The sequence below is a fragment of the Vreelandella halophytica genome, assembly GCF_968193635.1.
This window is the reverse complement of sequence record NZ_OZ309107.1, coordinates 260,906-286,848: the sequence shown is the minus strand read 5'-3', so window position 1 is coordinate 286,848 and position 25,943 is coordinate 260,906. Positions and strand designations below refer to the sequence as shown.

The window sequence follows — 25,943 nt, the reverse complement described above, 5'->3', positions numbered from 1 at the left end:
GGCTTGCGTAAGCTCAAGCGTAGCATTCATTGTTTTACTTCGCCCTCGCCCACCCTCAAGCCGCCCAGGGGACACCACTATGCCACCAATACCACCGGCCGACACCCAAGGCGCCTTGCTTGAAGACCCCATTGCCCGGGACCTGGCGTGGCTTCTGGATACGCCGGATTTGGTGGCGTTAAAAGGCTACCCGGGCCGCCCCACCCGAGCCGAGCTTGGCCTTGAAAGCGACGCCCACGCCTGGCTCGAGCGACTGTTACCGGCGTGCCGGGCGGTGGTGAAAAAACGCCTAACGCGCATGGGCCACTACCACGAGACGCTTTGGCATCTGCTGCTCGGCCACGCACCCAACACGCGGCTTTTGACCCATAACGTTCAAATCAGAGAAAAACGCCTGACCCTGGGCGAGCTGGATATGCTCTACCGCACCTGCGCCGACCCGGCGCCCATCCATTTGGAAGTCGCGATCAAGTTCTACCTGGGGCTCGACGAAGGCCCAAGCGGCGCCACCAGCCAGAACCGCTGGATCGGCCCGGGCGGGCTCGACAGCCTGGCGCGCAAGTGCGCCCATTTGCACGCCCACCAACTGCCGCTTTCCGCCACGCCCCTGGCCCAAAAAACGCTACGCCACTGGCTGGCGCCGCGGGACTGCGCGCCCTTCGAGCCCGGCGCCGGCGCACTCACCCAGCGCCTGGCCATGCCCGGGGTGCTGTTTTATCCGTTTCACGCAACGCTGCCCCCACCGGAAGGCGCAAGCGCGCATCACCGCCGCGGGCAGTGGTGCTACTTGAAGGATTGGGAGACACTTTTGGCGCGCGAGGGGGAGGTGAAGATGGCCTGGCTGAAGAAGCCTTTCTGGCTGGCGCCGCCGCTAGAGACGGCGTTTGATTCGCCAAAAGCGTTTGGGCCTGCGCTCACGGCGCATATCGCGCAGTACGGCCCCCAGCAGGTCATGCTGAAAGCCGAAGGCGGCGCGGCGCTTAAACGGGTATTCATCGTGCCCAACGACTGGCCGCGGCAGATACCGCTACCGCTTGGGCCATCGAAAACCCGGCCCGGGCGTTAAACGACCACCAGGTTATCTCGATGGATCAGCTCATGGGCCTCGACGAAGCCGAGGATCGCCTCGATCTGATGGCTGGGCTTGCCGGCCAGCAGGCGGGCGTCGTCGGCGCCGTAGTTGATCAGCCCCTTGGCGACCCGTTCGCCCTGCTCGTCCACGCACAGCACCATGTCGCCGCGCTTGAAGCTGCCCTGCACCTGGCGTACGCCCACCGGCAGAAGGCTCGAGCCCTTGTCGCGCAGCACGTTGACCGCCCCGGTATCCAGGGTGAGCGTACCGCGTACCTGGAGCTGGCCGGCCAGCCAGCGCTTGCGCGCCGCCATGGGGGCCTGGTTGGGCGTCAGCAGCGTGCCCAGCGCCTCGCCGCCCATGATGCGACTGATCACATTGGGCTGGCGGCCGCTGGCAATCACGGTGAGCGCCCCGGAGCGCGCCGCGAGCGTGGCGGCGCGCACCTTGGTACTCATACCGCCACGGCCAAGCGCCCCGCCGCTGCCTGCCACGGCGGCAAGCCTTGGGTCGTCGGCGCGGCCTTCGTCGATCAGCGTGGCGCCGGGGTCTTCCCGGGGGTCGGCGTCAAAAAGCCCTTCCTGGTCGGTCAACAGCACCAGGGCGTCGGCCTCGAGCAGATTGGCGACCAAAGCGCCCAGGGTGTCGTTGTCGCCAAAGCGGATCTCGTCGGTGACCACGGTGTCGTTTTCGTTGACCACCGGCACCACGCGCATCTCGACCAGGGTGCGCAGCGCCGAGAGCGCGTTGAGGTAACGCTTGCGGTTGGAAAGATCGTCGTGGGTCAAAAGGATTTGCGCGGTCAGCATGCCGTGACGGGCGAAGTGCTGCTCGTAGCACTGGGTCAGGCCGTTCTGGCCGACGGCGGCGGCGGCCTGTAGCTCATGGACCGCGGTGGGCCGCGCCTGCCAGCCAAGACGCACCATGCCCGCGGCGACCGCCCCGGAGGAGACCAGCACGACCTCGACACCGCGGCTTTGCAGCTCGGCGATCTGGTCGACCCAGGCGCCGATGGCGGCGTCATCGAGCCCCCGCCCGTCGTCGGTAATCAGGGCGCTGCCGATCTTCACCACCACGCGGCGCGCGCCCCTTAGCGCCTCCCGACCCGGCAACTGTTCACGCTGTTCCATGCCGCCTCTCTTTTGCCCACACCTAAACGTTCGTCGTGATTTACCGGCCGCTGGCTCAGGGCGCGTACTCGACCTCGACATCGAAATCATCGTCGTCGAAGTCGTCGTCATCGTCCTGGTCGCGCCGCTTGCGGTTGTAGCCCAGACGCGCCTCGGTGCGGGCGACGGACTCTTCTTCCATGCGTTGGCGCATCTCGCGCTCGCGCTCGAAGGCCTCTTCGTCTTCGTTTTCCAGGCGCTGCTGCTCGGTCAGCCAGCGGTGCGCGGCCTGGACCAGCTTATCGGTGCCTTCGCTGCCGATCGCCGAGATGCGAAACACCGGGCCCTCCCAGTCAAGCGCATCGATGACCGCCTGGGCGCGGGCTTCGCGCTCCTCTTCCGGCACCAAATCGAACTTGTTGAGCACCAGCCAGCGCGGGCGCTCCGAGAGCGCCGGCGAGAACTCACCGAGCTCATGGACGATCGCCTGGGCGGCCTGCACCGGGTCGGACTCATCGAACGGCGCGATATCCACCACGTGGAACAAAAGCCGCGTACGGGTCAGGTGCTTCAAAAAGCGAAGCCCGAGGCCCGCACCGTCCGAGGCGCCTTCGATCAGCCCGGGCACGTCCGCCATCACGAAGTGCTCGTGCATCCCCAGCTTCACCACGCCCAGGTTAGGCACCAGGGTGGTAAACGGGTAGTTGGCGACCTTCGGCTTGGCGGCGGAGACCGAGCGAATCAGCGTCGATTTACCGGCGTTGGGCATGCCCAAAAGGCCCACGTCGGCCATGACCTTCATTTCGAAACGCAGATTGCGCCGGTCGCCTTCGGTGCCCGGCGTGGTACGCCGGGGCGCGCGATTGGTCGAGGACTTGAAGTGAATATTGCCCAGCCCCCGGCGTCCGCCTTCGGCGACCAGCACGACCTGGCCGATTTCGGTCACATCGGCGATCACTTCCAGGGTGTCTTCGTCGATCACCGTGGTGCCGACCGGCACTTTGACGTGCAGGTCAAGACCTGCCTTGCCGCTCATCTGACGCCCCATGCCGCCCTGGCCGTTTTCGGCCTTGTAGAAGCGCTGGAATTTGAAGTCGATCAGCGTATTGAGCGCATCGTCACCGATCAGGTAGACGCTGCCGCCATGGCCGCCGTCACCGCCGTCGGGGCCGCCTTTAGGGACATATTTCTCGCGGCGAAAGCTCAGACAGCCGTTGCCGCCCTTGCCTGCCTCGACAATCACCGAGGCTTCATCGACGAACTGCATTGAATTCTCCCGGCCGCTTTCGCCGCCCTTGCATCCCCCGCCTTCACAAAGACCAAGGGGTTAAACAGACAAAAAAGCCCCGCCAATGCGGGGCTTTTCTTTCGTGCGATCGTCCAAGCGCTCAGCGCTTATTCAGCAACGATGCTCACGAATTTACGGTTCTTCGGGCCCTTGGTCTGGAACTGGACCTTACCGTCGTTCAGTGCGAACAACGTGTGGTCGCGGCCGATACCGACGCCCTGGCCTGCGTGGAAACGCGTGCCGCGCTGGCGAACGATGATGTTACCCGCGGTTGCCGCTTGGCCACCGAAGAGTTTCACACCAAGGCGTTTGGATTCGGAATCGCGACCGTTACGCGTGGAGCCGGCTGCCTTTTTATGTGCCATCGAAATAGCCTCCTAATTAGGGGAATGAACCGTTTTAAACGGAGATTCCGGTAATTTTGACTTCAGTGAACCACTGACGGTGGCCCTGACGCTTCATGCTGTGCTTACGACGACGGAACTTGATGATGTTGATCTTATCACCACGGCCGTGAGACACGATTTCAGCGGATACTTTAGCGCCGCCGATCATCGGTGCGCCAATGTTGAAATCGTCGCCGTCTGCAACCATCAGCACTTCTTCGAAATCGATGGACTCGCCGGTGGCGACTTCGATTTTCTCGAGCTTGATGGTCTGACCTTCTTGAACGCGGTACTGCTTGCCACCGCTTTTGATAATTGCGTACATGTCGCTCTCCGGACTCGTCATTGAAGCTGGCACCTTGTTAAGCCAGCGCTCATCATCTACCGCGCTTTCGCGTCGTGCTCTTAAGACCTGCTGCGAGTGGCGCCCCTTTTGGCAGCCATCTGACAGGGAGCATGATGAGTGGGTCGCGGATTATAGCGCCGTTCGACCTTTACCACAAGCCCCTGGGGAGGTGTCAATCCGGCCGGTATCGGCCCCGGGGCGGGGCTCGAAGTAGAGCGCGCCTTGACGCCTTACAGGCGGCCCCATAGCATAATCCCCACTCAGGGCGGTAATTGCCGCTTTTCACCTGCCGCGATGAACAAACTCCATGACTAACGTCTCTCCTAAAACGTCTGCCAGCCCAACGCCTTCACCGCTTCACGCCGTGGTGGCGGGCGACTTCGAGGCCGTTAACCGTACCATTGTCGAGCAGCTCAACTCCAAAGTCCCGCTGGTGGAAACCATCGGCCAGTACATCATCGAAAGCGGTGGCAAGCGCATGCGCCCGCTTTTGGTTTTGCTGGCCGCGCGCTCGCTGGGCTACGCAGGCGACAAGCACATTACGCTCGCCACGCTGATCGAGTTCATGCACACCTCCACGCTTTTGCACGACGACGTGGTCGATGATTCGCACCTGCGCCGCGGCAAAAAAACCGCCAACGATGCCTGGGGTAACGCGCCGTCGGTGCTGGTGGGTGATTTTCTCTACTCGCGCTCGTTTCAGCTGATGGTCAACGTCGGCTCGATGCGTATCATGGCGATTCTTTCGAGCGCGACCTGCATCATCGCCGAGGGCGAAGTGCTCCAGCTGACCAATATCGGCAACCCGAGCCTGACCGAGGACGCCTACTTCGAGACCATCCAGGGTAAAACCGCGATGCTGTTCGAGGCGGCGTCCCACAGCGGCGCGGTACTGGCCGACGCCACCCCGGCGCAAGAACGCGCCCTGCAACATTACGGGCGCTACCTGGGGCTCGCCTTTCAGTTGATCGACGATTTGCTCGACTACCAGGGCGACGCTGATGCCATGGGCAAGAACGTCGGCGACGACCTGGCCGAAGGCAAGCCAACACTGCCCTTGATCAACGCCATGGAGCGCGGCACCCCGGAAGAGGCCAAACTGATCCGCCAGGCGATCCGCAAGGGTGGGCTCGAGCAGCTCGACGAGGTACTGGCGATCGTTCACCGCACCGGGGCGCTTGAGTACACCCGCAGCCGCGCGGTAGAAATGGTCGATAAAGCCTTGGCGGAACTCGAGACGCTGCCCGAGAGCCCCTATCGCAACAGCATGGCGGATCTCGCCCGCATGGCGATCGAACGCCAGTCCTGAATCGCAGGTTTTATGGGGCACGGTGAAATTTCTACTTGAAAAGTCCCGCGCTCACGAGTAAGATTCATCCCCGTTATTAAGCGCCGGAATATAGCTCAGCTTGGTAGAGCGCTGCCTTCGGGAGGCAGAGGTCGTAGGTTCGAATCCTGCTATTCCGACCACTAATTGTTAGAAAAATGGCCACTTAGCTCTTCGAGCAAGTGGCCATTTTTTTGTGCCCGCCATTCTGACTGGCTTTTCGCAGCGACGGTTTTTCAGGCCACGTGAGTGAAAAGCCAGGATGTCGTTTTGCACGATAACCCGCTATTCTGTCTCGAATCGAAATTAAGGGGCAATGCCGGGTTTTACGCTTGGCAAGCTGCCACCTGATTGACTTCCAAGTGCATGACCGCCCTCACCCCGGGGCGACATTCATCATGCCGTCCCGCCACATTCGAGCACTCTCATGTTTTTAAAAACTCTACTCTGGATCGTTCGGGTTCTGACGATTGTTTTGATAGCGGTCAGCCTGCTGCCCGAGATTCCCAGCGGTCATTGGTCGATCCGGCTTTGGGAGTTTCCGCGCCTGCAGCTGAGCGTGGTATTGGCCGTCGTGCTGTTGCTTCTGACCTTGCATGCCTGGCTTGGAAGAGCGCAAAAGGAGCACGGCGTATTGCTTGCGCTGCTGCTGGTAACCGGCGGCTGGCAAGTGTCCCATATCCTGCCCTTTACCCCGGTTTGGCCGAAGGAGGTGCAAGAGGCGGATGCGCGAACCCTCGAGAACCAGTCCACGTTCAAGATTCTGACCGCCAACGTCGACTACACCAATGACCGCTACGCCGAGGCGCTGGATTTGATCGAGCGCGAAGACCCGGACGTCGTGCTGATCATCGAGATCGATCGCGAGTGGGCAGCGGGGTTGGCCCCGCTGGACGAAAGCTATGAGTACTACGTGGGCGAGGTGCGTGAGGAAGGGTTAGGCATCGCGCTTTGGTCACGCGTTCCTCTGCAGGCGCAAGAAGTGGCGCATCTGGTGTCCGAGCGCCGGCCGTCGGTCTTTGCCACCCTGGACGTTCCCGGCATCGGGGCGGTGCGCTATGTCGGCATTCACCCGGTGCCACCGGGGCTTAAAGAGCGCACGCCAGACGATGGCGGCGACGCGGAACGCCGGGACAGCCGAGAGCGCGACGCGGAACTGATGCTCGTGGCCGAGCGCGTCGAACAGGACCCGGACAGCCGCTGGATCGTGACCGGGGACTTCAACGATGCGGCCTGGTCCAATACGACCCAGCTATTTATGGGCTTGAGCGATCTCAAGGATCCGCGCCGCGGAAGAGGCTTGCTGAGTACCTACCACGTCGATTATCCCTTTTGGCGCTACCCGATCGACCATCTGTTCGTCTCTGACGGCTTCGAGCTCGTCGCGCTGGACCGCGTAACGCTTGCGGGGTCGGATCATTTCGCCATCACGGCAACGTTGACCGCCGCCGCACAAGACCCGGCTGCGCCCGAGGCCTCGGCCCAGGAGCAACAAGAAGCCGATGAGCTGATCGAGGAAGGTGAAGAAGACGCCCGCGAAGAAGGCGTCAGCAGTTAAAGAGTGATCGTATTAGAAAGCGCACTAGAAAAAGGCCACCCCTATCATGCGGGTGGCCTTTTTCGTTGCAAGCGCGGGTGTATCACGCCATCTCGAGTTCTCGAATCGACGCCACCAGGTCGTTGAAGCGCTCGCCTTGAACGGTGACGTGCTCGCGCAGAAGGCGCTCGGTCGTTTTGCCGTCGCCGGCTTCGATCGCTTCGACGATGGCTTCGTGCTCGGCCAGCGAGCTCTCGACGCGCATACGCACCTGAAGCTGCATCCGCCGGTAGGGCTGTAGCAGCGCATGGAGCCGCGCCGCTTCCTGGGCAAGAAACTGGTTATGGCTGGCCGCGTAGAGGCAGTGGTGAAATACACTGTTTTCGTAGTAGTAGCCGTTGGTATCCCCCTGCTCGGCCATGGTGCGGCACGCCTTGAGCGCCTGGGTCAGCGCAACGTGCTCCTGGCCGGAAATACGCCGGGCGGCGAGGCGCCCGCAGAGCCCTTCGAGCTCGGCCATGACTTCAAAACGCTCGACCAGCTCGGACACACCCAGCCGGGTCACGAAGGTGCCACGCTTGGGGACCACCTGCACCATGCCCGACACGGCGAGTTGCTGAATGGCTTCGCGAATCGGCGTGCGCGAGCAGGCGTACTCCAGCGCCAGTGCATCCGGGTCGAGGCGCTCGCCGGGGTTGAAGCGCCCGGCGACAATCGCATCTTCCAGCAGGTCGCGCAGCCGCTGTGCCTGGGACACCTTCGCCATAAGTCTACCCCCTCCAGCCTTGACTCATAAATTCTTTGGCTCTATTTGTTATATACAACATGCCGCACTGTTTAATGTTTACCACGCTAACTCACAATTATAAAGCGCTGGCGTCGTAACAAGCAGTCCGCCCACCGATTCACAACAAGGCCGATGCGCATGAACATGAATATGACGTTTCTCCAGGGGCTGCTCACCAATATCAGTACGCGTACGCGTCAGCTAAGTAGCGTTTTGGGCAACGAGAAAGACAGCGAAAGCCACTTCAAGGGGCTCGCCGCCGCTTGCAAGGGGTTGATGGGCCGTACCGGCGAGGCCTCCCAGATCCTGCTGGCCCAGCAAGCGCTGGCCCACTATCAGGCGCTCACCGAGGAGGAGAAGCTGGCATTCTTTCAGCTTCTTGCCAACGACTACGCCGCGGAACCTGCCGATATTCACAGCGCCTACCAGGCCTACTGCGAGCGTGAGGACAACGCTTCGCTGGATCGGCTGTTCAACGCCTGCGAGCCGCGCCGCCAGGACCTGCTGCGCCGTTTGAATCTGTGCCCCGGCGGCACCTATGAGCTCGTGAACATGCGCGCCGATCTGCTCAAGTGCCTGCGTCAAACGCCGGAACTCACGGCGCTGGATAGCGACTTTGCCCACCTTTTCAGCTCCTGGTTCAACCGCGGCTTTCTGGTACTCGAAAGCATCGACTGGAACACGCCCGCGGCGGTGCTTGAAAAGCTGATCCGCTACGAGGCGGTGCATGAGATTGGCGACTGGCACGACCTGCGCCGTCGCCTCGACCCGGACGACCGCCGCTGCTATGCCTTTTTCCACCCGGCCACCGGGGACGAGCCGCTAATTTTCGTGGAAGTCGCGCTATGCGACGGCATTCCCGGCAACGTACAAAACATTCTGGAGCACGGCGAAGAATTGCCCCTCGACGACGCGGACACCGCCGTGTTCTACAGCATCAGCAACTGTCAAAAGGGGCTCAAGGGTGTCTCTTTCGGTAACTTTTTGATCAAACAGGTCGTTCAGGAGCTCAGCCGGGAGCTTCCGCAGATCAAGAACTTCGTCACCCTTTCGCCGGTGCCCGGCTTTGCGGATTGGCTCGAGGAGATACGCGGGACGGCCACGCTCTCCGAGGAGCTCACGACCTATCTGGAGTCCCACGAAAGCAAGGAGCTCTCCTCGCCCGCGCACAAGGAGTTCATGCGTTTGGCGGCCCACTACCTGACTGAGGTCAAACACAAAAGCGGCCAGCCCTTGAACCCGGTAGCGCGCTTTCACCTGGGCAACGGCGCGAGCCTGCACCGCTTGAACTGGCGAGCGGACACCTCTCGCAAGGGGCTGCAGCAGGCCCACGGGCTAATGGTGAACTATCTTTATCAACTCAACCGTATCGAGCAGAACCACGAAGCGTACAGCGTCAATCACACGGTGGTGTGCGCCAGCGACATTCGCCGCCAGGCGAATCAAGCAAACCAGTATTTAGAAGCCAAGCCAGCGGCGAAATCGCCGGCCAAGGCATAAGCCCGGATACGTTTGACGACAATAACAAGGAGTCTTTTATGAACCATAACCTCTACCTGCACTTTTACCCGCACTTCGAGCGCGCGCCGGACAAAGTGCTGATGGACACCCTCGACGGCCAGCGCTACCGCTACAGCGATGTGCTCTGCCAAAGCCGGCGGATCGCCACGACCCTGCTGGCGCTGGGGGTGGAGCCTGGCGACCGGGTCGCCGTTCAGGTCGACAAGAGCCCTGAAATCGTCATGCTGTATCTTGCCTGCCTGCAGGTCGGCGCGGTGTATCTGCCGCTGAACACCGCCTACACCGATAGCGAAATCGCCTACTTTCTGGAAGACGCCGAGCCGCGCCTGTTCGTCTGCCGGCCGGAGGTACATCGCGAAGCCCGCGCCATCGCCGAGAAAAGCGGCGGTGCCCAGGTCGAGACCCTTGGCACCCGCGCCAACGGCAGCCTGATGGAAAAAGCCACCAGTGCTGACGAGACCGACGCCGTCTGCGAAGTAGCCGCCGATGACCTGGCCGCCATTTTGTACACCTCGGGCACCACCGGGCGCTCCAAGGGCGCGATGCTGACCCACCAGAATCTCGCCTCCAACAGCCAGGCGCTAACCGAGGCGTGGCAGTACAGTGAGAACGATCATTTGATCCACGCGCTGCCCATTTTCCACACCCATGGGCTGTTCGTGGCGTGCAACGTCACGCTAATCAACGGCGCGTCGATGACCTTCTTGCCCAAACTCGATGTCGAAGAACTGCTCGACCTGATGCCGGATTCCACGGTGCTGATGGGCGTACCGACGTTCTACACCCGCCTGCTGGCAAGCCCGCGCCTGAACCGCGAGGTCGTCGCCAACATGCGCCTGTTCATCTCGGGCTCGGCGCCGCTGTTGGCGGAAACCCACGAAGAGTTCAGCGAACGCACCGGTCACGCCATTCTGGAGCGCTACGGCATGACTGAAACCAATATGAACACGTCCAACCCGTATGAGGGCGAGCGCCGCTCGGGCACCGTGGGTACGCCGCTTCCAGGGGTGACGGTGCGCATCACCGACCGGGAAACCGGCGCCGAGCTCGCCCAGGGCGAAACCGGCATGGTCGAGCTGACCGGGCCCAACGTGTTCAAAGGCTACTGGCGCATGCCGGAAAAAACCGAGGCCGAGTTTCGCGATGACGGCTACTTCATCACCGGCGATTTGGGCCTGATCGACGACAAGGGCTACCTGAACATCGTCGGCCGCGACAAGGATCTGGTGATTTCCGGCGGCTACAACGTCTACCCGAAGGAGATCGAGCAATTCATCGACGACCTGGACGATGTCGAGGAGTCCGCGGTCATTGGCGTACACCACGCCGACCTGGGCGAGGGCGTGGTCGCCGTCGTGGTACCCAAGGCGTCGGCAAGCGTAGACGAAGCGCAGATTCTCGAGGCGATCAAGGACGACCTGGCGCGCTACAAGCAGCCCAAGCGCGTCTTCTTTACCGAGGCGCTGCCGCGTAACGTGATGGGCAAGGTACAAAAAAACCAGCTGCGCGACACCTACGCCGATACGTTCAGCGAGAAGCCGGCGGCCGCCAACGCCTAACCCACCCACTCAAGGCGCCGATGTAACCCCCTGACGACACGGCGCCGGTATCCCCTAAAAACAAAGACAACGCTAGGAAAACGCCATGGTAATTTACGGAGTCGCTTTGCTGGCCGGCTGCATGCTGGTCGGCCTATGGGTAGGTGATGTGCTGGGCATGCTGCTCGGCGTGGAGTCCAACGTAGGCGGTGTCGGCATCGCCATGCTGCTGCTGATCTTTCTCGGCGGCTATCTCATCGACAAGAACAAGATGCCCGCTAGCACCGAAAGCGGTATTACGTTCTGGAACGGCATGTATATCCCCATCGTGGTCGCCATGGCGGCCAGCCAAAACGTGGCTGCGGCCATCGATGGCGGGATGATTGCGCTGTTGGCAAGCCTTCTGGCGGTGGCGGCAAGCTTCGCTCTAGTGCCCGCGTTGACCAAACTGGGCCGCCCCAAAGAGGCCGAAACACCGCCCCCCGCGCCGGATGCAACGCCGGTCGACAAGGTCGCCTCGCGCGCCCCGGCGTCGCGTTCGAAGAAAACCGCCCGCCCTGCCAAATCCGCGCGTCCCACGCGCCCCCACCACGCCCGCTAAGGAGCTGCCACCATGCTTGACTCACTATTGACGCAGCTCGAAACCCAGCACCTGATCGCCGCCTTCGCCCTGGTGGGCGCGGCCATGTACGTGTCGTATCTCGTCAGCGCCAAGCTCACCAACGGGCGCGTCCACGGCTCCGCCATCGCCATCATGGTGGGCCTGGCGCTGGCCTACTTTGGCGGTATTTATACCGGCGGCACCAAGGGGCTAGCGGATATCAGCCTGTTCGCCGGGCTTGGCCTGATGGGCGGCGGCATGCTGCGCGACCTGGCGATCATCGCCACCGCCTACGGGGTGCGTTTTCAGGAGATTCGCCAGGCTGGGCTGAGCGGGATTCTGGCGCTGTTTTTGGGCGTGATCGTCTCCTTCATTGCCGGTGTGGCCGTGGCCTACGCCTTTGGCTACCGCGACCCGGCCAACCTCACCACCATCGGCGCGGGCACGGTGACCTATATCGTCGGGCCGATCGCCGGCGCCTCCATCGGCGCCTCGTCGGAAGTGATTGCGCTCTCCATCGCCGCGGGCCTGTTCAAGTCGATTCTGGTGATGGTGCTCACGCCGATCGCCGCGCGCCGTATCGGCCTGGACAACCCACGCTCGGCAATGATCTTCGGCGGGCTGATGGGCACCACCAGCGGCGTGGCCGCCGGGCTCGCCGCCACCGACCCGAAGCTCGTGCCTTACGGGGCCATGACGGCCACCTTCTACACCGGCCTGGGCGCACTGCTGGCGCCGTCGCTTTTGTACTTCTGCGTGCGCGCCCTCTTCTAGCGCTCCCCCTCAACCGGCAATCGGTAGGCGCTTGCGGCTGAATACCGTAAGCGCCTTCGCCTGGGTCGATTCACACATCGATCAACGCCCCTTGAACGACTCTCACCACGCTTAACGCACGCCCGTAAACGCAGCCGGTATCCAGACAGCGGATATCGGCGCGCCCCGTGTCACCGTGAAGGCTGGACCAGTGACCGAACGCCCATATGCCGGACTGGATGGGCCAGGCGTCGAACCAGGGCACCAGTGAGGCGCTCTTTTGGGCCGGCGATTTAGCAGTGAAGTCGATGGTCGGGTGGTTCGGGTCGGAGACGTCGCAGTAGCGCATTTCGGTGAAGGCGCAGATGATGTGCTGCCAGCTATCCATGCCGCCTTGGGTATGGCGGTAAGGCGAGCGCGCCAGCTGCGCGAGCCACGCATCGCTTGCCATGCGCAGCACCTGGCTTGCCTGGAACGCGTAGCGCTCGGCCAGCGCCAGACTCCACCCGGGAAAGATACCCGCGTGGGAGAGCGTCAGCTCGAGCGAGGGCTCGCGCAGCAAAAGCGGCTGCTGGCGCAGCCAGTGCTTCCAGTCGACACTGCCTTTATCGCTCAGAACGGGCGCGAGGGCGGCGTCCCCCGGCCCATGAGCGCCGGCCAGCTGGCCCAGCAGCCGCGTTTCGTGGTTGCCCAGCACCATCTGGAAGCGATCGCCCAGCGAGGCCACCAGGCGTAGCACCTCCAGGGAGTGCGGCCCCTTGCCCACCAGGTCCCCCACGCTCCAGAGCCGGTCTACGTTGGGGTCGAAGCCGATCCGCCCCAGCGCCTCTTCAAGGTCATCGATGCAGCCGTGCACATCGCCTACCACATATAAAGCCACGGGCCTCCTTAGGTAAATGCCAGCGCGCTGTGGTACGGAAAGGCGACGTGCAGCGCAGCGCCGCGCTCATGAGGCTGCTCGCTGGTCAAGGAGAGCAGCGTGCCGCCCAGGTCCAGGCGCAGCCGCCACTGGTGGCCCTCGAAAAGGCACTGGCGCACGGTGCCTGAAAGGTAGTTGGTGTTCGGCTGCGCGGCTTCATCCTGCGAGCACAGGCGAATGGAGCCGCTGTGAAGCATCAGGCTCACCGGCTCGCCGGCCACACCCCGTGCCTCTTGCGCCAGGCAGCACGCCAGGCGCTGGCCGTTGACCGCCACCTGCCAGGTCTGTTCGTCGAGCGGGTGCTCCAGCCGCGCCGTCAGCCGGCTGTCGAAGCCGGCAAGCCCCGCCACCCAGGGCGAGGCCGGCTGGGCGAACAGCGTACGTACAGGCCCCGCCTGCTCCAGGTAGCCCTCCTTGAGCACCAAAAGCTCATCGGCGAAGGCGCACGCCTCCAGCGGGTCGTGGGTGACGTAGAGCACGGTCTTGTTCAGCCGCTCGAAAAGATCGGCCAGCTCGAAGCGCATCTCCATACGCAGCTGCACGTCCAGGTTGGAGAGCGGCTCGTCGAAGAGCAGCACCTCAGGGTCGGTGGCCAGCGCCCGGGCGATGGCCACCCGCTGCTGCTGGCCGCCAGAGAGCTGCGACGGCAGCCGATCGCCGTAATCCTCCAGATGTAAAAGTGCCAACAGCTCGTCCACGCGCTGGCGCCGTTCAACTCGCGAAAGCGCGGTCAGCCCGTAACCGACGATGCGGCGCACGTTCATGTGCGGCCAAAGCGCGTAGTCCTGAAAGACCATGTTGATCGGGCGTTTTTCCGGCGGCAGCGAAAAGCCGGGTTTGGCGATGAGCTGGCCGTTGATGCGCACCTCGCCGCCGTCCGGCTCCTCCAGCCCGGAAATCAGCTTGAGCAGGGTGGATTTTCCGCACCCGGACGGGCCGAGCACCGCCAGCACGCGCCCCGGTGCCAACGTAAGGCTGATATCGCTCAGCGCAACCGCGGGGCCGTAACGCCGGCCCAAATGGGAGAGTTCAAGCATGGCGTACCTCGGCGTTGTCAGCCGGCACCGGCGTCTTTGGCGGGTGCGTATGCAATAAGTGTTGAAACAGGCGCCGCGCGCTCATGTGAACGGCTTGAATCACGCCAAGCGTCAGCGCCGCGGCGACCAGGGTCGAGGCGGTGGACTCGCCGTAGAGCCCCTGCTGGAACATGCGGTTGATCACCACGGGCAGCACCTCGTAGCCGGGCGGATGAAGAATGGAGGTGATCGCCAGATCGAACACGCTGGAGCCGAAGCTCGCGAGCCCCGCGGAGAGAAACGCGGTCAGCGTCAGCGGCAGCAAGATGGTGAAAAGCCGCCGCCATACGCCCGCCCCCTGCAAGGCCGCAGCGGCCATGAAGGAGTGAGGGATCTGCCCCATCGCCCCCAGCAAGACGCGAATGGCGATGGGAATGGCACCGGCCATACCCGCCAGCACCAGCAAGGCGGGATGGCCGTAAAGGCTGAGCCCCAGGGCGTCGAGCCAGGGGTGGTTCCACAGAAAAATGAACCCCACGCCCAGAATCACCCCGGGCACGGCCAGCGTGATGGTCGAGATCACGTTGATCAGCCCGTTCAAATAGAACTGGCTGAACGTGAGCAGATACGCCGCCAAAAAAGCGACCAGCAAACTGGCCACGGCGGCGATCGCGGCGATCTGAAACGAATTGGCCAGCGCCGCCCGCAGCCCCGAGCCGCTTGCCAGCACCGTCCGGTAGTGCGCAAGCGTCATGTTGCTCGCCGTCACGCCGTCGCCGAGATTGTCCAGCAGCGAGACCACCAGGCTGCTGCAAAGCGGAATGCCCACCGCGACGGCCACGAAGGCGAAGGCCGCCACGGTGAGCAGCGGATGCCCGCGCGTCGCCGGCCGGCCCGCCTCGGCCTTGGCGGTCAGAAAATCGAACCGGGAGCGGCGCAGAAGCCACAGATACAGCGCCACGGCCACCACCAGAATCGCCATCAGGTACACCGAGAGCACCCCGGCCAGATCGAAGCGAATCGGCGACTGGTTCATCGCGGTGAAGATGGTGTAGGGCAGCGTGGGAAACCGGTAGGTCGTCGCCAGGGCCGCGGGCAGGCCGAAGTCGCCCAGTGTGTCGATGAACACCAGCACCATGCCGGAGAGTATCGCGGGGGCCAGCAGCGGCAAGCGGATAGTCGCCAGGGTGCGCAGCGGCCCGGCGCCGCACAGGCGTGCGGCGTGCTGGTGCTCCTTGACGTGCCACTGCATGGCGGCGGTGATCGCCAGATACGCGAACGGAAAGTTCTTGAAGCACATGATCGCCACCAGCCCCGGCGGCGAAAAGACCGCGGCGTTCACCCAGTCAGCGCCCAGCCACTGGGCGGCGATACCGCTTTTGATGCTGAACAGTATCCACCCCTGGGCGACGATGAACGACGGCACGATCAGCATGGCCCAGGCGCACAGATCCAGCGCCGCCGCGCCCCAGGCCGAACACTGCTGGCGCACCACGGCGAGCGCCCCACCGATCAGCGTACCGAACAGCGCCGTATATCCTGCCAGGTAAAGCGAGTTGGTCAGCGAGACGCGCCAAAGCCTGCGATGGAAAAGCTCGGCCAGGTTCGAAAAACCGGCAAAGCGGGTATCGCCTTGCAGGATGCCCGGCCAGAACGCCTGCAGCAGCACCAGCGTCATGGGCACGGCGACCAGCACCAGCAGTACCAGGGTGATCGCCGCGCCGAGCAGCGTGTCGGGCTTGAAGCGCCCCAGACCGCGCCGGGTTTTCATGGCCTGCATGTTAGTAAACGGCCTGATCGGCGAACCAGTTCTTGATCGCCGCCTCGTTCTCGGCGGCCCACTCGGCGGGGGCCACGTTGTAGACGGCGTTCGCCTCGGGGCCATAGGGAAGCGGCGTGACGCCCTCGACCGGCGAGAGGAACAGGCCGTCCTTGCCGCCGTTATCGGTCAGAAACTGCTGCGTCTCGGGGTCGAGCATCCAGTTGGCGAACGCCTCGGCCGCCTCCGTCTGTTCGGTGTCGGCCTGGATGGCGACCCCGCGCGAGGAGGACGGCGCGCCGCCTTCCGGCCACACCACCTCGACCGGCTCGCCGGACTCTTTCAAGGCGTAGGCGTTGGGCGAAGAGAGCATCGCCACGGAAATCTCGCCGGAGGCCAGCGCCCGCCCGGTCGGGCCGTTGGTGCGAAACACCCGCAGGTCGTTGTCCAGTATGCCGGAGTAGAGCTCGCGCGCCTGCTCCATTCCCCGGTCGTAGTGCAGCCAGGCCACACAGGGGTATGCCGGTGCCGCCACCGCCGGGTCCGCCTGGCCGACCACACCCTCGAATCGGCTGTCCGTCAGGTCATCGAAGGAGGTCGGCGCCTGGTCCACCAGGTCGGTGCGATACGCCAGGGCGCAGGAGGCGGTCGTGCCCGCCGGCACCCAGGCGCGGCTCTCGGGCAACAAGGCACGGCCCTGCTCGGTGAGATGGCGCTGGTTATCGACCTCGAGGTCGCGTTTGAGAAGCCCCTGCTGGTCCAGGCTGTGCAGGCTGCCCACCCCGTCGAACAGCAGCACGTCCCAGTTGGGGTTGTTGCGCTCGGCGGCGATACGCGCAAGCAAATTGCCGCCGCTCATCTGAACGACCTCGATCTCGAAGCCGGTGTCCGCCGTGAAGCGCTCGCCGATGATGTCTTCGAAGTCGTTGGTATAGAGCACTAAGGGCGACGCCAGGGCGGCGTTGCTCAGTAACCCAAGGCATAGGCCGGTGACTGCTTTCATGGTGAGGACTCCCCGTTGAGAATGCGTTGCCTGCTGAGACGGCGCTAATCTAACGCCAGCGCTCAACGTCTTGAATACGCCTTGTCGTCCCAGTATTGCGGACGTTCTTTGCGCTAATGTGTCACAAGACTGCAATCACACCTTGGTAAGTAACGGGAGCCCATCCAACGCGAGAGTGCTATGCCGGAAACCAAGCAAACGAACGACTCCTTACCTCAGGTCGCCGCGTTCGTGCAGACCGTACGCCAGGGCGGCTTTGCCGCGGCGGGTAGAAAACTGGGGCTTTCGGCCTCGGCGGTGGGGAAAAGCGTGACGCGCATGGAGCAGCGTCTGGGGGTGAAACTGCTCAACCGAACGACGCGCAGCGTGGCGCTGACCGAGATCGGCGAGGCCGTCTTCGGGCGCTACACCCACGTACTGGAGCTACTCAAGGAAGTGGATCTGCTCGCCGGGCAGGACGCGCAAACGCTGAGCGGCACGCTAAAGCTCGACCTACCCAAGGTGTACGGCGCTCGGGTCATCGGCCCCATGCTTGCCCGGTTTGCAAGCCTGCACCCCGGCATCAGCCTGGATATTCGGCTCAACGACGAAGTGTGTCATCTCGTCGAAGAAGGGGTCGATCTGGCCGTTCGAATCGGCACCGTGGCGGATAGCGACCTGATTGCCCGGCCGCTGGACCGCCAGCGCCTGGTCGTCGTCGCCTCGAAGGAGTATCTCGCGCGTTACGGCACGCCGCAAAAGGCCCGGGCGCTTGGTGAACATCAGTGTCTGGGGTTTCGAAGCGCCTCGACCGGGCGTCTCAGGCCCTGGCTATTCAAAGATGAAAGCGGCGTGGATACATCCCTGGCGCTCGATCATCGCTACCGCTTCGACGAAGGCATCGCCATCAAACGCGCTGCAGAGGCCGGGCTGGGCGTGGCCCAACTGCCCTCCTACATGGTGCGCCGCGCCGTGAAAGAGGGAACGCTGGTCAGGCTTTTGGATGAGTTCCGCCCGGGCCCTACGCCCATTCAGCTCATCTACACTCAAAAGAGCAAACACAACGTCCGGCTTCAGGCGCTGGTGAATTTTCTGCTCGACGAGGCGCGCCAGGGGCGGTTCGGGCCGAGCTGAGAGCGCCGCACCGGCGCTTCAGTTGGCCTCGACGGCCGCCCGGCCCTTGATGATCGAGCGGGCCAGCATCAGATACGCGATGGCCCCGCAGGCTGCCATGGCCAGAATGATGGCCTCGAGGGTGTGCGGTAGCACCGTGGAAAGCCCGCTGACGATGCCGGCGATGCCGAACTGGGCGGCGCCCAGCAGTGCCGCCGCCGTGCCGCCGCTGGTCGGGAAGAACTCCAGAAAGCAGGCCTGAATGTTCGGGGTGATCGCCCCCATCGCGCCGATGGTCAGCATCATGGCCGGCAGGAAGGCATAGAGCGGCCAGTCCATGAAGGCGGCGGTGATCAACAGCACCATGCCCACGGCCTGGCACCCCGAGGCGAGCTGCAAAATGCGCAGCGACGGCAAGCGCGAGAGCAGCAGCCGGTTGAAGATATTGAATACCAGCATGGTGAGAATATTGGCGGCGAACAGCAGCGAGAACGTCGACGGCGACTGCTCGAAGTGCCCCTGATAGATAAAGGAGGCGTAGGTGATGAACATCATCATGGTGGAGAACGACGCCGCCTGCCAAACGATGAACGGCAGCGCCGGTTTGGTCGAAAGCACCAACTTGTAGCGCGCCAGCAGGCTCATTTTCGGGCTTTTGGCCCGCGAGACCTTGCCTCTGCCGGAAAACACCGCCCGCATCAGCAGCGGCACCAGTACCAATGCATAGACCGCCAGCGCGAAGAAGATGTAGTGCCAGGAGCCAAAGGAGAGAATCGCGCTACCGACGCTGGGCGCCACCCCCGGCGCCAGCACCATGATGAACCCCATCATCGAGAAGAGCTTGGCGGCGTCACGTCCCGCCACGCGGTCGCGCACCAGCGCGGGGACCGAGACCAGCGTCCAGCCCGCGCCGAACGCCTGGGTCGCCCGCCCGATCAGCAGCGCATCCAGCGACTCGGCCATACCGATGGCAATGCTCGCGACGGCGAAGACCCCGAGCCCGCCCATCAAAATACGCTGGCGCCCGAAACGGTCCGACAGCGCCCCGCCCACTAGCTGGCCCAGCGCCATCGCGAACACGTAGATCGACACGCTCAGCGAGATCGCCTGCTGCGAAACGCCAAGCGACTCGCCGATCACCGGAAAGGCCGGCAGGTAAGTGTCCATGGAAAAGGGGCCCAGCATCATCGTCAGTGCCAGGCTCAGCACGACGATGAAAGGCGTTTTGGGTTGACTCATGATAACTCGCGTTTGAATGGCTTAAGACGTATGGCGACCCCGCTATGATAAAGCGTGGCGCCCCGCACGGCCAGCCAGAGGTAGCGGGGGCGGGCTGCAGTTGATCCTCGGCGCGGTGTAAAAAAGTAGCCTGCTAAGAGATATGCTAAGCTAGTCGATCCGCTCTCATAAATGACGAGGATGTGCGCCATTCACCATAACGCTCACACCAAAGCAGTGCTGCTGTTCGCGAGTACCATGACCGTGATGTCCGGGGCGATCATCGCCCCGGCGCTACCCGGCATCGGCCGTTTTTTCGAGGACGAACCCCAGGTCCTGATCCAGCTGATTCTGACGCTGCCAGCGCTGATGATTACGCTTTTCAGCCCGCTGATGGGCTATCTGGCCGATAAGTTTGGCCGCAAGCCGCTCTTACTGATCATGCTTTCGATCTACGGCTTCGCCGGGGCGTCCGGGTTTTTGATCGACCGGGTGGAGGTGTTGTTGGCCTCGCGAGCGCTAATGGGCGTGGCGGTGGCGGGTATTTTGAGTATCAGCACCACGCTGGTGGGCGACTATTTCAGCGGCGCCGAGCGGGCGCGCTTTTTAGGGCTGCAAAGTAGCTCGATGGCCCTCGGTGGGGTGATCTTCATCAACCTGGGCGGGGTGCTGTCGGACTGGAGCTGGCGCGGGCCGTTTCTTTTATACCTTACCGGTGCGCTGCTGCTGCCCTACGCCTGGGCCATCCTGAAGGAGCCGCACCGGGAAACCGCGGGCACTACCCCGGATCAGGCCCCCCTGCCACGGGTGGATATCCCGCGTACCGGGCTTGCCTATCTGATCGCCATGATCAGCATGCTGATGTTTTATATGTTTCCCGCCCAGCTGCCGTTTCTGCTCACCGCCCAGGGCGATACCAGCGGGCTGGCCATCGGTATCGCCCTCTCCATGGCGGCGCTGTCTGCTAGCGTGGTGAGCTTTTATTATGGGCGCATCAAGATGTTTTTCTCGGTGATGACGATTTACGTGGTGGGGTTTTCGATCGCGGCACTCGGCCTTTTGATCGTGGGTCTGACCTACAGCTACCCCATGGCGATCATGGGGGCGGGGGTAGCTGGCCTGGGGCTTGGGCTTTTCATGCCCAACACCACCACTTGGCTAATGCGCATTACCCCGGAGCGGGTACGTGGGCGGGTGTTCGGCGGCTTCACCTCGACGTTTTTCTTCGGCCAGTTCATCTCGCCGGTGATCGTTGCCTGGATGTCGCTGTGGCTCGATTCGCTGCGCGACGTGTTTATCACCATGGCGCTGCTTTGCGTGGCGCTTGCGCTGGTCATTACGCTGCTGAGCAAAACGGTGCTAAAAGCCGACAGCGCGCTCTAGCGCGCTAACAGCGCGTGGTACACATCGACGTAATCCCGCGCCATCCGTTCGGCGGTGAAACGCGCCAAAAAGCGTTCGCGCACGCGCTCGCGGCTCAGTTCGGGTAGCCGTTTCACCGCCGCCACCGCCTCCTCGACCGAGTCGACGATGAACCCGGTCACGCCTTGCTCGATGACCTCCTCGACGCTGCCGTTTCGCCAGGCGATGACCGGCGTGCCGCAGGCCATCGCCTCGATCATCACCAGCCCAAAGGGCTCCGGCCAGTCGATGGGAAACAAAAGCGCGGCGGCACCGCCCAGCAGCGTTTGCTTTTGAACGTCGTCGATCGTGCCCACATGACGAATCACGTCGTCGAGCTCGGGGACGACGAAGCGGTCGAACCAGTCCGGGTTGCCGACATCCACCCCGCCGGCAAGCGTTAGCGGGTAGCCGACAGCGCGCGCCACCTCGATGGCCCGGTCCGGGCGCTTTTGGTCGGTCATGCGGCCGATGAACGCCAGATACCCGCCATCCCCCGCTCCCAGAGTGAAGCGGCCAGCATCGAGGCCGTGATGCACCACCCCCGCCAGGTTCGTTTGAGGAATGCTCCGCGCCTGGGCGTGGGAGATCGCCGCGACCGGCAGGTCCGGAAAGCCTTCGAACAGCAGCTGACGGTCGAGCTCGTCGACCCGCCAGTGCACGGTGGTCAGGCTGTGGGCACGGCGGCGACCCAAAAGCGGCGCGTGGCAGAACTCGCCGTGGCAGTGAATCACATCGAATTCATCCAGATGCTCGCGCAGCTTTTCCAATACCCGCGCCTCCAAAGCGCCGGGCACGCCGGGGGGAACAGTGCCGTGAAGCGCCTGCAACTGGCTAAGGCTCGGCGCGCAGGCCAGATGCCGGGCCGGGGTCTGGCAATCCGAAGGGCCGATCAGAGTGACATCGTGATTTAAGTTAAAGAGTGCCTCGGTCAAGTCCGCCACAATGCGCTCAGTACCTCCGCTGCCCAGAGGCGGTGTGGGAAAGATAACTGGAGCAACCTGGGCAATGCGTATACGCTTTTTAATGGGCATAGCGTGGCTGAGCCTTAAGTGAAAGGACTTCACAACATGCATATCGTACATATTGCGTTACAGGGATGCCTTCGAGGTCACGACGTCGAATACGGGATAACCGCCGACACCGGCGGCCATATCCGCTACCTGCTGGAGCTCGTCGAAGCCTCCGCTCTCGACCCTCTCGTTACGCGTATAACGTTAGTCACCCGCGCCTTCGAATGCCAGTTTAGCGATGTCGACTACGGCCAGGGCGTGGATCAGATAAGCCCCAAAATCGAACTGGTCCGCCTGCCGAGCCAACGCCCCGACTACCTCGCCAAGGAAGCGCTTTGGCAGGAGCTACCCTCTTTCGTCGATGCCTTCACCGCCTGGCTCGACACCCTGCCCGCGCCGGCGGACATCCTGCACGCCCACTACGCCGATGCCGGCGAAGTCGCTGCACAGATCAGCGCGCGCCGGGGTATTCCCTTCGTTTTCACGGCCCATTCCCTCGGGCGCAGTAAGCTGAAATGCCTGGCGCACGACGGCCACCCCCTGGACGAGCCGACCCGGGCGGCGCTTTCCCGGCGCATCGCGTTTGAAGAGCGCGCGATACGTGAAGCGGCGTTGGTCATAGCAAGCTCCCGCGACGAAGCGGAGAGCCAGTACGCCGACTACGCTCACTACGCCCCGGGCAAGATTCGCGTGATCGCCCCGGGCAGCCACCTGAGCGAATTCGAAAACGCCTGCTCTACCCCGGCGGTGGACGCGCTGCTGGCACCCTTTTTGACCGATCCCGACAAGCCCGCGTTGATCGCCATCGCCCGGCCGGTGACGCGCAAGAACCTCGCCACGCTGGTGCGGGCCTTCGGCGAGAACGCCACGCTCAGAGAAACGGCCAACCTGATCATCATCGCCGGGGTGCGCGAGCATATCGATTGGCTGGAGCCCGAGCTTGCCGGCAACCTGCACGAACTTTTAACGCTGATCGACGATTTCGATCTTTACGGCCATGTCGCCTATCCCAAGCACCACGCCCCAAACGATATCAAGGCGCTCTACGCCTGGGCGCGAGAGCGGCGCGGTATTTTCATCAACCCGGCGCTCAACGAGCCCTTTGGGCTCACGCTTTTGGAAGCGGCGGCGGCGGGGCTGCCGCTCATAGCCACCGACAGCGGCGGACCCAACGATATTATCGAGCAGTGCGGCAACGGCATACTAATCGACCCGCGCCGCGCCGAGGACATCGGCCGCGAAGCGCTGGCGCTGTTCGGTGACACCAAACGCTGGCAGCGCATGGCCGACAACGGCCGCGAGGCAGTGAAAGCCTTCGACTGGCAGCGTCATACCGAGCGCTACCACGATTTGTTGACGCGCCTTTGCACGCCTGCGCAAACGCGGGCGCTCGACGGTATGTCGGCGCTACTGATTTGCGATATCGACAACACCCTGACCGGCTCACCGGTGGGCGTGCGCGCGTTCAACCAGTGGTTTGCCGGCCAGCGAAAGATGGGCTTTGGCGTGGCTACCGGGCGAAGCTTTCACAGCGCGCTGGCGATTCTCGCCCAAGCGGGCATTCCCCACCCGCAGTTGGTTATCGCCTCGGTGGGCTCGGAGATTTATTACCTGGAGCCCGACGGCGTCACTTACCGCCAGGATGACGGCTGGCGCGAGACGCTCGACAGCGGCTGGCAGCGTGACGCCCTGGCCCGAGCGCTCGAAGCGTTTAGTGATATCGCCCCTCAAGGCCCACTCGAGCAGCGCGCCCATAAACTAAGCTATTTGAGTGACAATGACGGCGAGCTGGCCCAGCGCATCACCACTCACCTGCAGCGTGCGAACCTGCGCGCCACGGTGATACACAGCCACGGCCGCTACCTGGATATCCTGCCCGAGGCGGCTTCCAAAGGGCGCGCGGTGGCGCACGTTCGCAAAGCGCTGGGGGTCGAGGAAACCGCGCTGTTCGTGGCCGGTGACTCGGGGAACGACCTGGATATGCTGCGCGCCTCGACATGCTCGATTCTAGTGGCGAACTACAGCGACGACCTGGAAAGCGCCCCGGGCATGGGGCATGTCTACATCGCCCGAGCGCCCCACGCCCAGGGGGTGATCGAGGGCGTTCAGCACTTTCAGCGCCGCCGCCCGTCCACCAAAACCTACGACGACGTGGCCTCATGAAGCTAAGCGCGCTCACCCTGGTACGCGGGCGCCGCGCCCACCTGGTCAACCTGATGCTGAGCCTGAACGCTCAGACACGCCCACCGGACGAGCTGGTCATTGCCTGGATGCAACCAGACCCGGAAAAGAACCTGCCGCTTACGCGTTTTCCGGTCCGCCACGTAATGGTCGAGGGTGAGGCGCTGCCGCTGGCCCGCGCCCGCAACGCCGCGGTCGAGGCAGCCTCCTTCGACGCCCTGGTGTTTCTGGATGTGGACTGTATCGCCTCGCCTACGCTGGTGGCGCGTTATCACCAGGCCCTGAGCCTGCAAGCGGCGCTTTATATCGGCGAGGTGCACTACCTGGCCGAAGGGGCGGTGCGCTACTCGGGTAGCGGCGAGCTCGACCTTGAAGCGCTTTACCAAGAGGGCGAGCGCCACCCCGCCCGCCCGGCAATCAAGGACGACGAGACACGCCCGGAGCCGGATCACGGCAACCTCTGGGGCTTGTCCTTTGCGCTGATGAAAGCGGACCACCGGCGCGCCGGCGGCATGGACGAAGGCTACGTTGGCTACGGCGGCGAAGAGACCGACTACGCCTGGCGGCTGGCCCAGGCCGACGTCGCGCTTTATTGGGTGGGCGGAGCGCTGGCCTGGCATCAGCACCACGCCATATACGCCCCGCCCTGGCCGCACTTCGAGGCGATCATCGCCAACGCCCGGCGCTTTCACGCGCGCTGGGGGCGCTGGTGCATGGATTACTGGCTTGGCCAGTTCGATGACGCCGGGGCGATCAGCTGGACTCCGGACAGCCCACACATCGAGGTGCATCGCCAGCCAAGCAGGGATGAGATCGAAAACGCGCGCCTGCCGCCGAGCGTGCGCTTTGGGTAACGCGCCTTAGGGCTCGAGGTAGGCGTTGATGGCTTTCGCGTTCACCGCGGACACCGTGGGCGCGCCTTCCCACAGCTCATCGACACACCGCTCGAGCCACTCGGCGGCGCGCGCGGCGGCGGCGCGATCAAACAGGGTGGCGAGCTTTTCGATATCCAGCCCCCGGGCTTTTTCCAGCACCGCCTGCCAGCCCGCGAAATCGCCAGGCCACACCGGCATGTTCACCGCCGCGCCAAGTGCTGCCAGGCGTTCGGCCTTGCGCGTCTGCTCACCGAAGTAGCGCCACTCCGGCGCCACGATGTAAGGACGTTCGAGCATGGCGATTTCATGCACGGTATTGTCCCCCGCCGAGGCCAGCACGATATCGCTGGCGGCCAGGTAGTCCACCACGTTGTCCACCCAGCCGACGTTCACCAGATTGGCGAAATCGGTCTCGTGCCCTTCCAAATGCAGCGGGCCGATGGTGAGAAAAAGCGTTTGCGGCGCGGCGCGGGCGGCCACGGTGAGCGGCGCGTAGGGCGTGCCCGCCCCGCCGCCACCGGTCAGCGCGACCACGATTTCGCGCTCCCTATCGAGCCCTAGACGACGGCGCGCTTCTTCACGGCTGGGCACCGTGGCGGTGGTGGTGCAAAGCCCGCCACTATAGAAGGTCTTCCCGCGCAGGTCGGCGGGGTAGTCGTCCTGCTCCAGGCGCTCGTCGAACGGCGCGAGCATCCCGACGCTTGCCTCGTAAGCGCCCAGGTGGCCCGGGTCGTTGCGATCGCCGTGCATGCGCACGCTCACCGCGGGGATGCTGGCGATACGCGACAAAAGCGCCATTTCCGCAGAGACGTCGATCACGAACAGGCCCGCGTCGATATCGTCCAGGTGATCGAGAATGCGGCGCATGGTCTGGCGCATCTCGACCACCCCCATGGGCACGCAGTGCATCACCGACGGCGTGGGCTGCTCATAAAGCGCCTGGGTGGGCACCGCCGCGCCGATCATGTTGGGCAGGGTAATGATGTCGATCTCACGCTCGAAGCCATCGAACAAGGACGGGTCGGCGGTCATCACGCTCACCGGGCGCTCTTTTGAAAAGTGGCGAATGATCGCCATGGCACGCCGCGCGTGGCCGCGGCCCTGATGGTGGACGAAAAAGCTGATCGGTTTTTTCATGGGAACACGTTCCGTTGTGTTGGCAAGCCGAGCCGGCAGGTCCACCCGTCGGCCTTTGTTTTGA

General features: G+C 63.5%; 23 protein-coding genes and 1 tRNA gene. 12 read left to right on the top strand and 12 right to left on the bottom strand.

Features of this window, described 5'->3' with window-relative positions; genetic code table 11:
* Positions 1-79: 79 nt before the first annotated feature.
* Complete coding sequence (locus ACWHXT_RS01395; protein WP_447956944.1) at positions 80-1,066, top strand: DUF1853 family protein; 987 nt, start codon at positions 80-82, stop codon at positions 1,064-1,066.
* Here the strand turns inward: ACWHXT_RS01395 and proB are convergent.
* From proB to rplU, 4 genes are all read right to left on the bottom strand, one after another.
* Entirely contained in the window at positions 1,063-2,202 is a 1,140-nt protein-coding gene (gene proB / locus ACWHXT_RS01390; RefSeq protein WP_447956943.1) for a glutamate 5-kinase, read from the bottom strand. The genes ACWHXT_RS01395 and proB overlap by 4 nt on opposite strands.
* A gap of 55 nt (positions 2,203-2,257) precedes the next feature.
* Entirely contained in the window at positions 2,258-3,448 is a 1,191-nt protein-coding gene (gene cgtA, locus ACWHXT_RS01385) for an Obg family GTPase CgtA (protein WP_447894920.1), read from the bottom strand.
* Positions 3,449-3,576: 128 nt separating this feature from the next.
* Positions 3,577-3,834, bottom strand: coding sequence for a 50S ribosomal protein L27 (rpmA, locus tag ACWHXT_RS01380; protein ID WP_447927743.1), 258 nt, complete (start codon positions 3,832-3,834; stop codon positions 3,577-3,579).
* 34 nt (positions 3,835-3,868) lie between these two features.
* Positions 3,869-4,180, bottom strand: a complete 312-nt coding sequence (rplU, locus tag ACWHXT_RS01375; RefSeq protein ID WP_447527500.1) for a 50S ribosomal protein L21 — start codon at positions 4,178-4,180, stop codon at positions 3,869-3,871.
* A gap of 328 nt (positions 4,181-4,508) precedes the next feature.
* On the opposite strand from rplU, the gene ispB reads away from it, so the two are divergent.
* From ispB to ACWHXT_RS01360, 3 genes are all read left to right on the top strand, one after another.
* Positions 4,509-5,510 (top strand): octaprenyl diphosphate synthase, encoded by a 1,002-nt coding sequence (gene ispB, locus ACWHXT_RS01370; RefSeq protein ID WP_447956942.1) that lies wholly within the window; start codon positions 4,509-4,511, stop codon positions 5,508-5,510.
* Between the two features lie 84 nt (positions 5,511-5,594).
* Positions 5,595-5,671, top strand: a tRNA-Pro gene (locus ACWHXT_RS01365).
* Between the two features lie 284 nt (positions 5,672-5,955).
* Positions 5,956-7,086 carry an endonuclease/exonuclease/phosphatase family protein gene (locus ACWHXT_RS01360; RefSeq protein WP_447956941.1) on the top strand — a complete coding sequence of 377 codons (1,131 nt, stop codon included), beginning with the start codon at positions 5,956-5,958 and terminating at the stop codon, positions 7,084-7,086.
* A gap of 82 nt (positions 7,087-7,168) precedes the next feature.
* On the opposite strand, the gene ACWHXT_RS01355 is transcribed toward ACWHXT_RS01360, so the two are convergent.
* Positions 7,169-7,831, bottom strand: a complete 663-nt coding sequence (locus ACWHXT_RS01355; protein ID WP_447927740.1) for a GntR family transcriptional regulator — start codon at positions 7,829-7,831, stop codon at positions 7,169-7,171.
* A gap of 165 nt (positions 7,832-7,996) precedes the next feature.
* Here ACWHXT_RS01355 and ACWHXT_RS01350 point away from each other — a divergent pair, with 165 nt between their 5' ends.
* The 4 genes from ACWHXT_RS01350 (at position 7,997) to madM (ending at position 12,286) form a co-directional block, all read left to right on the top strand.
* Positions 7,997-9,352 carry a malonyl-CoA decarboxylase gene (locus tag ACWHXT_RS01350; RefSeq protein WP_447957999.1) on the top strand — a complete coding sequence of 452 codons (1,356 nt, stop codon included), beginning with the start codon at positions 7,997-7,999 and terminating at the stop codon, positions 9,350-9,352.
* 38 nt (positions 9,353-9,390) lie between these two features.
* A complete protein-coding gene (locus ACWHXT_RS01345) occupies positions 9,391-10,932 on the top strand; it encodes a malonate--CoA ligase (RefSeq protein WP_447956940.1) in 1,542 nt (513 codons plus the stop codon).
* A gap of 85 nt (positions 10,933-11,017) precedes the next feature.
* Positions 11,018-11,512: a malonate transporter subunit MadL gene (gene madL, locus ACWHXT_RS01340; RefSeq protein ID WP_447927738.1), complete on the top strand. Its 495-nt coding sequence runs from the start codon at positions 11,018-11,020 to the stop codon at positions 11,510-11,512.
* Between the two features lie 12 nt (positions 11,513-11,524).
* Entirely contained in the window at positions 11,525-12,286 is a 762-nt protein-coding gene (madM, locus tag ACWHXT_RS01335; protein ID WP_447527494.1) for a malonate transporter subunit MadM, read from the top strand.
* A gap of 70 nt (positions 12,287-12,356) precedes the next feature.
* Here madM and ACWHXT_RS01330 read toward each other — a convergent pair whose 3' ends face one another.
* From ACWHXT_RS01330 to ACWHXT_RS01315, 4 genes are read right to left on the bottom strand one after another with little or no spacing between them, the layout of a single operon-like run.
* Complete coding sequence (locus ACWHXT_RS01330; RefSeq protein ID WP_447956939.1) at positions 12,357-13,145, bottom strand: symmetrical bis(5'-nucleosyl)-tetraphosphatase; 789 nt, start codon at positions 13,143-13,145, stop codon at positions 12,357-12,359.
* A gap of 8 nt (positions 13,146-13,153) precedes the next feature.
* A complete protein-coding gene (locus ACWHXT_RS01325; protein ID WP_447956938.1) occupies positions 13,154-14,221 on the bottom strand; it encodes an ABC transporter ATP-binding protein in 1,068 nt (355 codons plus the stop codon).
* Positions 14,214-15,980, bottom strand: coding sequence for an ABC transporter permease (locus ACWHXT_RS01320; protein ID WP_447956937.1), 1,767 nt, complete (start codon positions 15,978-15,980; stop codon positions 14,214-14,216). The genes ACWHXT_RS01325 and ACWHXT_RS01320 overlap by 8 nt, the downstream gene beginning before the upstream one ends.
* 1 nt (position 15,981) lies before the next feature.
* A complete protein-coding gene (locus ACWHXT_RS01315; protein WP_447956936.1) occupies positions 15,982-16,962 on the bottom strand; it encodes an extracellular solute-binding protein in 981 nt (326 codons plus the stop codon).
* Positions 16,963-17,142: 180 nt separating this feature from the next.
* Between ACWHXT_RS01315 and ACWHXT_RS01310 the strand changes: the two genes are divergently transcribed.
* Complete coding sequence (locus ACWHXT_RS01310) at positions 17,143-18,075, top strand: LysR family transcriptional regulator (RefSeq protein WP_447927729.1); 933 nt, start codon at positions 17,143-17,145, stop codon at positions 18,073-18,075.
* Between the two features lie 18 nt (positions 18,076-18,093).
* On the opposite strand, the gene ACWHXT_RS01305 is transcribed toward ACWHXT_RS01310, so the two are convergent.
* Positions 18,094-19,293 (bottom strand): Bcr/CflA family efflux MFS transporter, encoded by a 1,200-nt coding sequence (locus ACWHXT_RS01305; protein WP_447956935.1) that lies wholly within the window; start codon positions 19,291-19,293, stop codon positions 18,094-18,096.
* Between the two features lie 180 nt (positions 19,294-19,473).
* On the opposite strand from ACWHXT_RS01305, the gene ACWHXT_RS01300 reads away from it, so the two are divergent.
* The gene (locus ACWHXT_RS01300) at positions 19,474-20,655 is read left to right on the top strand and encodes an MFS transporter (RefSeq protein ID WP_447527485.1); all 1,182 of its coding nucleotides are present in this window, start codon (positions 19,474-19,476) and stop codon (positions 20,653-20,655) included.
* Here the strand turns inward: ACWHXT_RS01300 and ACWHXT_RS01295 are convergent.
* Positions 20,652-21,707, bottom strand: coding sequence for a glycosyltransferase family 4 protein (locus ACWHXT_RS01295; RefSeq protein WP_447956934.1), 1,056 nt, complete (start codon positions 21,705-21,707; stop codon positions 20,652-20,654). The two genes, ACWHXT_RS01300 and ACWHXT_RS01295, sit on opposite strands and share 4 nt — an antisense overlap.
* Before the next feature lie 36 nt (positions 21,708-21,743).
* Here ACWHXT_RS01295 and ACWHXT_RS01290 point away from each other — a divergent pair, with 36 nt between their 5' ends.
* Positions 21,744-23,849, top strand: coding sequence for an HAD-IIB family hydrolase (locus tag ACWHXT_RS01290; RefSeq protein WP_447956933.1), 2,106 nt, complete (start codon positions 21,744-21,746; stop codon positions 23,847-23,849).
* Entirely contained in the window at positions 23,846-24,721 is an 876-nt protein-coding gene (locus tag ACWHXT_RS01285) for a glycosyltransferase family 2 protein (RefSeq protein WP_447956932.1), read from the top strand. Before ACWHXT_RS01290 ends, ACWHXT_RS01285 begins: the two co-directional genes overlap by 4 nt.
* A gap of 6 nt (positions 24,722-24,727) precedes the next feature.
* On the opposite strand, the gene ACWHXT_RS01280 is transcribed toward ACWHXT_RS01285, so the two are convergent.
* Positions 24,728-25,879, bottom strand: coding sequence for a glycosyltransferase (locus ACWHXT_RS01280; RefSeq protein ID WP_447956931.1), 1,152 nt, complete (start codon positions 25,877-25,879; stop codon positions 24,728-24,730).
* Positions 25,880-25,943 lie beyond the last annotated feature (64 nt).

Excerpts from the sequence above, each read along its gene's own strand:
- ACWHXT_RS01395 (WP_447956944.1), top strand. The coding sequence starts at position 80 with ATGCCACCAATACCACCGGCCGACACCCAAGGCGCCTTGCTTGAAGAC.
- proB (WP_447956943.1), bottom strand. The coding sequence starts at position 2,202 with ATGGAACAGCGTGAACAGTTGCCGGGTCGGGAGGCGCTAAGGGGCGCG.
- cgtA (WP_447894920.1), bottom strand. The coding sequence starts at position 3,448 with ATGCAGTTCGTCGATGAAGCCTCGGTGATTGTCGAGGCAGGCAAGGGC.
- rpmA (WP_447927743.1), bottom strand. The coding sequence starts at position 3,834 with ATGGCACATAAAAAGGCAGCCGGCTCCACGCGTAACGGTCGCGATTCC.
- rplU (WP_447527500.1), bottom strand. The coding sequence starts at position 4,180 with ATGTACGCAATTATCAAAAGCGGTGGCAAGCAGTACCGCGTTCAAGAA.
- ispB (WP_447956942.1), top strand. The coding sequence starts at position 4,509 with ATGACTAACGTCTCTCCTAAAACGTCTGCCAGCCCAACGCCTTCACCG.
- ACWHXT_RS01360 (WP_447956941.1), top strand. The coding sequence starts at position 5,956 with ATGTTTTTAAAAACTCTACTCTGGATCGTTCGGGTTCTGACGATTGTT.
- ACWHXT_RS01355 (WP_447927740.1), bottom strand. The coding sequence starts at position 7,831 with ATGGCGAAGGTGTCCCAGGCACAGCGGCTGCGCGACCTGCTGGAAGAT.
- ACWHXT_RS01350 (WP_447957999.1), top strand. The coding sequence starts at position 7,997 with ATGAATATGACGTTTCTCCAGGGGCTGCTCACCAATATCAGTACGCGT.
- ACWHXT_RS01345 (WP_447956940.1), top strand. The coding sequence starts at position 9,391 with ATGAACCATAACCTCTACCTGCACTTTTACCCGCACTTCGAGCGCGCG.
- madL (WP_447927738.1), top strand. The coding sequence starts at position 11,018 with ATGGTAATTTACGGAGTCGCTTTGCTGGCCGGCTGCATGCTGGTCGGC.
- madM (WP_447527494.1), top strand. The coding sequence starts at position 11,525 with ATGCTTGACTCACTATTGACGCAGCTCGAAACCCAGCACCTGATCGCC.
- ACWHXT_RS01325 (WP_447956938.1), bottom strand. The coding sequence starts at position 14,221 with ATGCTTGAACTCTCCCATTTGGGCCGGCGTTACGGCCCCGCGGTTGCG.
- ACWHXT_RS01320 (WP_447956937.1), bottom strand. The coding sequence starts at position 15,980 with ATGCAGGCCATGAAAACCCGGCGCGGTCTGGGGCGCTTCAAGCCCGAC.
- ACWHXT_RS01315 (WP_447956936.1), bottom strand. The coding sequence starts at position 16,962 with ATGAAAGCAGTCACCGGCCTATGCCTTGGGTTACTGAGCAACGCCGCC.
- ACWHXT_RS01310 (WP_447927729.1), top strand. The coding sequence starts at position 17,143 with ATGCCGGAAACCAAGCAAACGAACGACTCCTTACCTCAGGTCGCCGCG.
- ACWHXT_RS01305 (WP_447956935.1), bottom strand. The coding sequence starts at position 19,293 with ATGAGTCAACCCAAAACGCCTTTCATCGTCGTGCTGAGCCTGGCACTG.
- ACWHXT_RS01300 (WP_447527485.1), top strand. The coding sequence starts at position 19,474 with ATGTGCGCCATTCACCATAACGCTCACACCAAAGCAGTGCTGCTGTTC.
- ACWHXT_RS01295 (WP_447956934.1), bottom strand. The coding sequence starts at position 21,707 with ATGCCCATTAAAAAGCGTATACGCATTGCCCAGGTTGCTCCAGTTATC.
- ACWHXT_RS01290 (WP_447956933.1), top strand. The coding sequence starts at position 21,744 with ATGCATATCGTACATATTGCGTTACAGGGATGCCTTCGAGGTCACGAC.
- ACWHXT_RS01285 (WP_447956932.1), top strand. The coding sequence starts at position 23,846 with ATGAAGCTAAGCGCGCTCACCCTGGTACGCGGGCGCCGCGCCCACCTG.
- ACWHXT_RS01280 (WP_447956931.1), bottom strand. The coding sequence starts at position 25,879 with ATGAAAAAACCGATCAGCTTTTTCGTCCACCATCAGGGCCGCGGCCAC.